This is a genomic window from Methylobacterium sp. P5_C11 (assembly GCF_054049775.1).
Genome location: NZ_JBFULS010000017.1, coordinates 83,095 through 91,507 on the forward strand (window position 1 = coordinate 83,095; position 8,413 = coordinate 91,507).

11 protein-coding genes, 1 tRNA gene and 2 pseudogenes are annotated in these 8,413 nt (G+C 68.1%); 4 read left to right on the top strand and 10 right to left on the bottom strand.

Going from position 1 to position 8,413, the window contains the following annotated elements:
- Positions 1–33: 33 nt before the first annotated feature.
- The 4 genes and pseudogenes from nusG to ACXJKQ_RS11840 all read right to left on the bottom strand — a co-directional run.
- Positions 34–654: a transcription termination/antitermination protein NusG gene (nusG, locus tag ACXJKQ_RS11825; protein ID WP_457105937.1), complete on the bottom strand. Its 621-nt coding sequence runs from the start codon at positions 652–654 to the stop codon at positions 34–36.
- A gap of 36 nt (positions 655–690) precedes the next feature.
- A complete protein-coding gene (locus tag ACXJKQ_RS11830) occupies positions 691–1,062 on the bottom strand; it encodes a hypothetical protein (RefSeq protein WP_457105938.1) in 372 nt (123 codons plus the stop codon).
- 251 nt (positions 1,063–1,313) lie between these two features.
- Positions 1,314–1,679 (bottom strand): hypothetical protein, encoded by a 366-nt coding sequence (locus ACXJKQ_RS11835; RefSeq protein ID WP_457105939.1) that lies wholly within the window; start codon positions 1,677–1,679, stop codon positions 1,314–1,316.
- Positions 1,680–1,729: 50 nt separating this feature from the next.
- Positions 1,730–2,764, bottom strand: a pseudogene (locus ACXJKQ_RS11840) (replicative DNA helicase); the annotation flags it as partial.
- Here ACXJKQ_RS11840 and ACXJKQ_RS11845 point away from each other — a divergent pair.
- The 4 genes and pseudogenes from ACXJKQ_RS11845 (at position 2,718) to ACXJKQ_RS11860 (ending at position 5,202) form a co-directional block, all read left to right on the top strand.
- On the top strand, positions 2,718–3,254 hold the full coding sequence (locus tag ACXJKQ_RS11845) for an ERF family protein (protein WP_457105940.1): 537 nt from the start codon (positions 2,718–2,720) through the stop codon (positions 3,252–3,254). The pseudogene ACXJKQ_RS11840 and the gene ACXJKQ_RS11845 sit on opposite strands and share 47 nt — an antisense overlap.
- A 1-nt stretch (position 3,255) precedes the next feature.
- Positions 3,256–3,912 (top strand): lambda exonuclease family protein, encoded by a 657-nt coding sequence (locus tag ACXJKQ_RS11850; RefSeq protein WP_457105941.1) that lies wholly within the window; start codon positions 3,256–3,258, stop codon positions 3,910–3,912.
- A 1-nt stretch (position 3,913) separates the two neighbouring features.
- Positions 3,914–4,072, top strand: a pseudogene (locus ACXJKQ_RS11855) (helix-turn-helix domain-containing protein); the annotation flags it as partial.
- A gap of 35 nt (positions 4,073–4,107) precedes the next feature.
- Entirely contained in the window at positions 4,108–5,202 is a 1,095-nt protein-coding gene (locus tag ACXJKQ_RS11860) for a tyrosine-type recombinase/integrase (protein WP_457105942.1), read from the top strand.
- A gap of 23 nt (positions 5,203–5,225) precedes the next feature.
- On the opposite strand, the gene ACXJKQ_RS11865 is transcribed toward ACXJKQ_RS11860, so the two are convergent.
- From ACXJKQ_RS11865 to ACXJKQ_RS11890, 6 genes are all read right to left on the bottom strand, one after another.
- Positions 5,226–5,291: transfer RNA gene (locus ACXJKQ_RS11865), tRNA-Thr, on the bottom strand.
- Between the two features lie 73 nt (positions 5,292–5,364).
- Positions 5,365–5,742 (bottom strand): hypothetical protein, encoded by a 378-nt coding sequence (locus ACXJKQ_RS11870; RefSeq protein ID WP_457105943.1) that lies wholly within the window; start codon positions 5,740–5,742, stop codon positions 5,365–5,367.
- Positions 5,743–5,799: 57 nt separating this feature from the next.
- Positions 5,800–6,132 carry a hypothetical protein gene (locus ACXJKQ_RS11875; RefSeq protein ID WP_457105944.1) on the bottom strand — a complete coding sequence of 111 codons (333 nt, stop codon included), beginning with the start codon at positions 6,130–6,132 and terminating at the stop codon, positions 5,800–5,802.
- 126 nt (positions 6,133–6,258) lie between these two features.
- A complete protein-coding gene (locus tag ACXJKQ_RS11880; protein WP_007567202.1) occupies positions 6,259–6,624 on the bottom strand; it encodes a response regulator in 366 nt (121 codons plus the stop codon).
- Positions 6,625–6,789: 165 nt separating this feature from the next.
- Complete coding sequence (gene hpt / locus ACXJKQ_RS11885) at positions 6,790–7,356, bottom strand: hypoxanthine phosphoribosyltransferase (RefSeq protein ID WP_457105945.1); 567 nt, start codon at positions 7,354–7,356, stop codon at positions 6,790–6,792.
- Between the two features lie 156 nt (positions 7,357–7,512).
- The gene (locus ACXJKQ_RS11890; RefSeq protein ID WP_457105946.1) at positions 7,513–7,863 is read right to left on the bottom strand and encodes a hypothetical protein; all 351 of its coding nucleotides are present in this window, start codon (positions 7,861–7,863) and stop codon (positions 7,513–7,515) included.
- Between the last annotated feature and the right edge of the window lie 550 nt (positions 7,864–8,413).

Consider the following 8,413-nt stretch of genomic DNA (forward strand, 5'->3'; position numbering starts at 1 on the left):
CGATCGAGATAGACTCCGATCCAGTCGTCGAAGTCAAGCGGCCAACGGATCTCCAAGTTGGTCGGGTGCGAATTCGACCGGTGTCGCTCGACCGAAGATGCTGACGTCCGCGCGTACGATACCATTGCTCAGAATGTCATGGTCCTCGGCGAAGAACGACATGAACGGACCGTTCAAGATCCTGCGCAGTTCGCCGACCTGAAACAACGCGGCCTCCTGCCTGCGCTTCGCCCGCTCCGTCTCGTCGACGCCCGCGATCCGATCGGCCAGGGCCTGCAGGACGGAGCCCGGGATCTCCAGCGGTGCGCGCTGGCCGAGCACGTCGATGACGTGCCGGCTGTCGAACAGCGGCTCCGTCCAACGTGAGGCGTGACGCAGCCGATCGAGCCCGACGAACAGGTACGAGGCGAAGAAAATCGCCTGGGTGTCGACCTTGCGTCCGCGCCGGACCACGGTGACGCGGTACCGCGGCAGCCACCAGTCCATCGCCAGACCCTCGAACTCCTCGGCCGCCATGGCCTCGTGGAGCGGCAGGGTGTGGACGACGAACCACGTGAGACTCTGGTCGAGCACCACGTGTTCGGCTCGGATCCGGGATCCGTTCGTTCCGCGCTTCCTGCCCATGTCACGCCCCTCGATCGCACGAAACAACATCGGCCGCGGCGTGCAGGCCGGCCCTGCGCGTCGCCATCACGCGGCCTCGCCGATCAACAGCCGCGGCGGGATCCGGCATCCGGGCTGGCCCGGCGGCGGGCCGAACACGCCCTCCATCCAGGTGCCGGGATCGCGCTGGAACCGGTCGAGCACCGCGCGCAGGAACGCCTCGGGATGGCGCCCGCTGATGCCGAGATCGACCAGTTCGGCCGGATCGGGGGGCTCGGCCGGGGTCGCCGCGAGGCCCTGGGCGGATCGAGCCTGGCGCTGGGCAGCGACGCGCTCGGCGACGACGTTGGCCAGCATCGACCACGTGCGGATCGGCGTCCTGCGACCCGCGGCGAGGTCGAGCAGCACCGGGACGATCTCGGTCTCGAGGGCAATCCCATCCGCGACCAGGCGCGCCATCGGCCCGACGACGGGATCCTGGACCCAGTCCCGGGGCAGTGCCGCGCGGCAGCGGGCCTCGATACGGTCGAAGCTCTCCCGGCTGTTCCACGGCGGCGCGGCGGCRTCCGCCTCCGGCAGTAATGCCCGCTCTGCGACGGAAATCGGTTCGGATCGGGGCGGGGTCCCGCGCGCGGGCGCGTGCGGGGGTGAGCCGCCGCCGCCGCCGGAAGAATCCTCCGTTTCTATCCCTTCCTTTTCCCTTCCTTTTCCTACGCCGAACGCTCTTGGATCATTCGGCGAATGGGGCGCCGGCGGTTCGGGCGTGAGCGGCTTCTGCGGCTTGTCGATGCGCTGGTGATGCTAGCCGGTGACGGCCAGAAACTTTTTCCCTCAAGGACATAGATCCGTATCAGGCCGTTCGCCGACAATTCTTGCAGCATTCCGAGAACGTCCGACGACGTGACGTCGTCCGATGGCAGGATCTGCGCCTTGATCCGCTTCGGCGACAGCGCCATTCGGCCGGCGTCGTCGCAGAAGTTCCACAGCCCGATGAACAGCAGCCGCGCCAGCGGCGCGCATTCCATGACCTGCTCGGAGGTCCAGAACTCAGGTTTGATCGTGCGGATGCGAGCCATCAGAGGGACCCTCTCGTCGTCTGGGCGATGGCCGAATGGGCCATGTCGCGTCACAGGTGCAGGGTCGGGGTCGGACCCGCGCGGTTCTTGCCGAGGATCAGTTCAAGGCTGTTCTGCTTGTCGATCAGGCGCTGACCTGTCTCGGGATCATTGGTCGCCTTGAACTTGCGATCGAGGTAGACGGCCTCGCGGTAGAGCAGCAGGTCCGCGTCGGCGTCCTGCTCCAGCTCGCCCGAGTCGCGCAGGTCCTCCTTGCCCGGGCGGCGGTCGACGCGGCCCTCCTTGTCGACCTCGCGGTTGAGCTGCGCGAGCAGCACCACGCAGACATCCTCGGCCTTGGCGAGCTGCTTGAGGGCGGCGGAGATCTCCCCAATCTCCAGTACGCGCTGACCCTGGTAGCGATCCGAGGCCTTGATGAACTTCAGATAGTCGATGAACACGACGCCGAGGCGGATCTCCGTCCTGGCGAGACGGCGCTTCTCGGCCTTCACCCCGAAGGCGATCTGCGCCACCGAGATCGGCGACCGGTAGTCGACGTGCAGGTGCAGCTGGGCGAGCCACTTTTGCGCCTGCTCGACCCGCTCGAAGGCCTCTTCGTCGAGGTCCCGTCCTGCCATGATCCGACCGAAGGGCAGCGGATGGCCCGGCCGGTAGGCGAGATCCGCGAGGTAGCGAGCCCATTGCTGCTCGGGGGTCACCTCGGCCTGGAAGACCAGCACGCCGGCGTGGCGGGCGGCTTGTCGAGACAGCGTAGTCATGGCGACCGTCTTCCCCGTCCCGGGGCGCCCGGCCAGGATCCACAGCTCCCCGCGCTGAAATCCCCCGTTCGTGGCGCGGTCCAGTTCGACGAGGCCGGAGGGAATCGCGGTCGAGGGGATCGTGCCGTCGCGCAGGCCGCGCACGCGCTCCAGCATCCAGGCACCGCCATCTGCCGCCGAGCGGCCGGCGAGATGACTGGCCGGACCCGGCGAGCCGATGCCAATCAGCCGGCGCCGGACGGCAAGGTCGTGGATCGTGCGGCCGTAGGCGCCCGCGTTGATGACCGTAGTGGCGTCGGCGGCCAGCCGCGCAAGATACTGCATCACGCAGCCGGTCATCGCCCGGCACGGATTCTCGCTCTCGTTCGACACCGAGGCATCGCCGATCCAGGGGCATCTGCGGGTGAAGTGCACCTGCGCCCATGAAGCCGGCCACGAGTGCGCCTACCATCTCGACCTGCCACCCGACACGGCCGGCGCACAGGGGAAGGCGAACAAGACGCCGATCCAGGGCATCGGGTCGACGATCACCTATGCTCGCCGCTACCTCGTCCTGCAGGTCTTCAACATCGCACTGACCAACGACCCGGACGACACCGACGGGGCGTCGGAGCGGGCCGTGACCGAGGACGTGATTTCGGACGAACAGGGCGAGACCCTGCGCAACCTCCTCACCGAGCACGGCATCGCCCCGGCGAAGTTCCTGCGCGTCTTCAACGTCGAGAGCGTGCCGGACCTGCCGGCCGCGCTCTACGGCGAAGCCCTGGCCGCCATCGACCGCGCTGTCGCCCGGCGCGCCCGGCCGGAGGGCCGGTGACATGGCCGAGATGATCCAGGGCAGCGCCGAATGGCTGGACGCCTGCTGCGGCAAGGTCACGGCCTCCCGCGTCGCCGACGTGCTGGCACTGCGCAAGGACGGCAAGCCGCGGGCCGAGCGCGAGGCCTACCTGATGGAACTCGTCGGCGAGCGGCTGACGGGCCTCGCGATACAGCATTACCTGACCGCCGCGATGCTCGAGGGTTCGGAGCGGGAGCCGCAGGCCTGCGACGCCTACGAGTTCCTGTACGGCGTCGACAGCGCGAAGGTCGGGTTCGTGGACCATCCGACGATCGCCATGGCCGGGGCCAGCCCGGACCGGATGGTGGGAGCGGACGGTCTCGTCGAGTTCAAGTGCCCGACGCTGCGGACCCATCTGGAAACGCTGCTCGCCGGGGAGATCCCGGAGGCTCACCGGCCGCAGATGCGCTGGCAGATGGCCTGTACGGGCCGGGCGTGGTGCGACTTCGCCTCCTGGCACCCCAGCGTGCCACCGGCGCTGCGGCTGTGGGTCAAGCGGATGCACCGGGACGAAGCGCAGATCGCGAGGGACGAAGCCGCCGTGAACGCCTTCCTCGGCGAGGTCGAGGCCCGCGTCTCCTGGCTATCGGTGTCGCGGAGGCGGCATGATGACGGGCCGCCTTTCCCAGGCGACTAAGATGCCCCGCACCTTCCGTGCGCCGGAGCGCGTCCACATCGGCGAGGCGGCTGCCATTCTCGGCGTCTCGATTCGAACGGTGCAGCGCCTCGCCACGCGGCGCGAGTTGCCGTCCGCCGCGAAAGTTGGTCGCCTGTGGACGTTCAACGAAGCGGCGATCCGCGCCTGGCTTGTTGAACAGGAGAGCAAGCCACCATGCCCACAGATCGAAAGAAGGCCCCGGAGAGCTGCTACTGGCGAGGTAGCACCCTCTGGGCGCGCTTCACGGTTGCCGGCAAAGAGTACCGGTTCAGCCTCAAGACAGGTGATCCAGTCGTTGCGCGCAGCCGCCAGGCCGCGGAGCACGCACACATAGCGGCCGCCGCCTCGTTCGGCGACGACCGTAAGCGTTGGGAAGACGCGTTGAAGGAGTGGGGCTCCTACATCGTTCACCATATCGGCGAACGCACCTTCAAGCGATACCTCGGCTCGCTCGACATCCTGGATCCCCACCTCACGGGGCTGTTCGTCGACGAGATCGACGACGACACCGTGGCCGCGATCATCAAGGCACGGCGCGCCCAGAAGGTGACCACCGCCACCATCCGCCGGGACCTCACCGCGCTGTCGAGCGTGCTGGCGTTCGCGGTGGACGAGAAGTGGCGGCGTGGGAATCCGGCGCTGGAGGCGCAGCAGAGCCGGCGCATGAAGGAGCGGCGCAACCCGATCGTGCTGCCGGAGGATCGGGACATCGCGATCGCGGTCGACCGCGCGCCAGGGAATTTCAAGTTCCTGATCCGGGCGGCGCTGCTCACCGGCTGCCGTCAGGATGAACTCGTCACCCTGGAGCGCCGGCACGTCGACCTCGCGCGCGGGGCGATCTCCGTTCTGGGCAAGGGCAACAAGCGGCGCGTGGTCTCGCTGTCCGAAGCGGCCGTGGCCCTATTCCGGGACATCCCGGTCAGCATGGTGACGCGGCGGGTGTTCTGGCACTCGGACGGCCAGCCGTTCCGCAACGTCGCGACCCGCTTCAGCCTCTACGGCCGGCAGCTTGCCGAGGAGGCGGCGACGAAGGGCACCGAGTTCCGGCGCTTCCGCTTCCACGACCTTCGGCATCGGTTCGCGGTCGATTACCTACGGACCGGGCGCGGCGGCATCTACGAGCTGCAGCACGAACTCGGCCACACCAGCCTGAAAGTGACCGAGGGCTATCTGGCCTTCCGCACGGCCGAGGAAGCCCAGGCCGCCAAGGACGCGGCCGCACAAAAGTCGGCACAGGTGTATCGGTTTACGCCCGCCGAGAACGCTTAAAGGGTTGAGCTAAATACGGAATGTGCCGGGGAGCGCGAGGCAGGTATTCGGTTTACAAAACCGCTGCACTACCGCTGTGCTACACCGGCTCGCGACACGCTTGCTATCAGCCGCCGTGCCGCCGCTCAACCCGAAGAGCGCGACGATCTGTTGAGGCCAGCCTCAATAGCCTGAGCGGCGGATCAGGCTCTTGAGGCGCTGGTCGGCGGTATCGAGGCGGTCGGCGATCCCGCGACGGACGCACTTGCCGACGGAATCGCCGGCATAGAATCCGACTGTCTGCTCCTGGTTGCGGCAGGCCTGGACCGGCGGCCACGTCACCACTCCGGCCACGACCAGAAGCACGACGAGACCGTCGACGACGAGCCAGCCCTTCCAGCCGAGCCGGAGGCCCCGTCCGCGGTGAAGTGTCCGGGTCCGGCGCGCGGGTCGATTGGCAAAGTCCGAGCCGACCCGCGTCATGCGGGCGCGGAACTGAGCCTCCTCGAGGGCATCGGGCGGGCGGCCGGACGTGGCGGGGAGGAGCGGGCGGCTGGACATGGTGGGCTCGCAGGGGTCGGTTCGGAGCGGATCGTGTCGGGACGACGGCCCGAGGGCTCAGTTGGTGAGCCGCTTCAGGAGCGCGAAGTTGTCCTGCATCGAGAGGAGGCTGCCGAGCATCTCGGTGCGGGCGCAGGCTCCCGCGCCGACGAGGCCGAGCCAGCCCGCCGCAGGTCGGGCGCTGCAATCGGCGAAGCTGCCGTACAGGAACAGCGCCGCCGGAACCGCGAGGGCGGAGAGCTTGATCACCGAGGCGACGTGTCCGAAGAAACCCTTGCGCGGACGCCGACGCTCGTACCGATCCTCATCCCAGTCCGCATCGTCCGGCTCCCCGGCATAGCGGCCGACTTGATACGGCGCTCCGTCAATGTCCCGGTCCCGGCGATACATGGCGAGGGTGTGCTCGGTCTGATCCAGTCAGACGAACACTGTCACGCTTTCATGAACCTCAACCTAAGGGAAATGTTTAAGGTCGCCTGAACCGGCTGTCGCGGCGCCCTGGCCGGGCCGGTCGCCTCAGGCCGCGAGCGCCCGCCTCACCGTGGCGCGCAGATCCGCCAGGGAGAAGGGTTTGGTCAGGACGTCGGTGACGATCGCGTCGAGCCCGCGCGCCCGCTCGCGCTGATCGGCGAAGCCAGTCATCAGCAGGATGGTCAGGTCCGGGAAATCGCGCTTGGCCGCCAGCGCCAGCGCGATGCCGTCCATGAGCGGCATGCGGATGTCGGTCAGCATCAGATCGAAGCCGCCATCGGCCTCGTTGAGGCGATCGAGCCCGTCGCTGCCGTCATTGGCGGTGACGACCGCGTGACCGTCGATCTCGAGCCCCCGCTTGAGGAAGCCCCGAACGGTCTCTTCGTCATCCACCAGGAGGATGCGCGCCATGTGGTTCCGTAATCGTCCCCGAAAGCTGCGCGCGTCCCGTCGCGGTGAAGCGCACGCGCAAGGCTCGACAGACATAGACGGAATCGACGTCTGTCAAGACGTCGCACCCTGAAATGGCCGCCGTGCCCTGCGCAGAGGCGAAAATGCCGCGCTGCCGCGGAGGCCTCAGGCGTCGAACAGATCCGGGTCCCCGTCCCCGTAATCGACCACGCCGACGAAGGGCAATTGCCGGAAGGCATGCGCGGCGTCCATCCCGTAGCCGACGACGAATACGTCGGGGCAGGTGAAGCCAACGAAATCCGCGTCGATCGTCACGGCCCGCTTGCCGGGCTTCTCCAGCAGGACGGCGGTGAGCACGCGCCGGGCGCCGCGGGCCATGAGCAGGTCCTTGGCGAAGACGACGGTTCGGCCCGACTCCAGGATGTCGTCCACGAGCAGGACATCCCGCCCGCGCACCTCGCTCTGCACGTCGCGCAAGATCTCGACCTGCCCGCTGGAGACGGTCCCGGTGCGGTAGCTCGACAGGTGCACGAACTCGACCTGCGGCGCGAGCCCGACCCGGTGCAGCGACCGGAGGAGGTCGGCGGCGAACATGAAGCTGCCCTTGAGCACCGCGACGACGAGCAGGTTCTCGGGCCGCGCGGCCAGGATCTCCCCGGCGAGTTCATCGTTGCGCTTGGCGATGGCCGCCTCGTCGAAGAGGGTTCGCACGCGCCGTTCAGGGATGCTCATCTCTCGTGTCCCGGAGCCCGTTCGCGCGCGGCGGGGTCCGCCGCCGCGATCGGAGGTGCTCTTAGCGTTCCAGGCGCGCCGGGGAAACTCCGGATCCGAAACGAGGGCGCGGCGCTCCCCTGCACCGCCCCCGGAGCCCAGCTTGCGACGGGCGGGTCAGGCCTCGGCTGGCTGCCGGAACGGACGGAGCAGGCGGGTCAGCCGGCGCCTGCGCGGGGCGCGCGCGGTTTTGGGCCTCTCCTCCGTCGCCTCCGGCCCGGGCGCCATGTCCGTCCCGTCCGGATCCTCCGCCGACTCGGCATGCCGGACCTGCTCCAGGACGTCCGCCACAATGCGGGGTACGGGGCGCTCGTGCGCCTCCAGCAGCCGCGACGCGGTCCAGAGGCGGCTGGCATTGGCCAGAGGCAGCGTGCCCTGCGTCAGGCGCTCCATAAGCATCCGATCGGCCAGCGAGGCCGCCAGTGCGCTCACGATCTCGAGCTGATCCTGCTGTGTCGTGCGATCCATGCGGGTCTTCGAGCGAATGGAGACAGTCAATGGCTGCGGGACGGTTAGTTTGAGTCGAGAAATGTGGCGAATATATAACATTCGTCAAAGCGAATATCGTGGATTGGCCGACGAAGCCTGCTTCGCGCGGCTGGCCGAGCGACGACGCGCCGGCGTGAGATCCGTGACTCGCTGGGGATCCGGCGGTCCGCCGTCCTCGCGGTGTCGGCGCGCTCGGCTGCGCGGGGGCGGCCCGGGCCAAGCGGATCCACACATGCAAAAGGGGCCGGCGATCCGCCAACCCCTTGCGCAGTCGTTCTGAATAGATGGTACCACCGCCCCGGCTCGAACGGGGGACCCCCAGATCCACAAGTTCGAGGGTCCTCGGTTGTCAATATAAAAGCTGATTTAAAACAATGGTTTAGGCTTTGCCTCGGGCGTCTCGACCCGACCGGCGGCGTTTCGGAGGTGATCACAGGCGAATCGCCGATCAAGCACGCCGCGCTGCGGTGCTGCTCAAGCCGGCCGACCACGGGCGAAACTTGCGACGGTCGGAAGTTTGGTTGAGGGG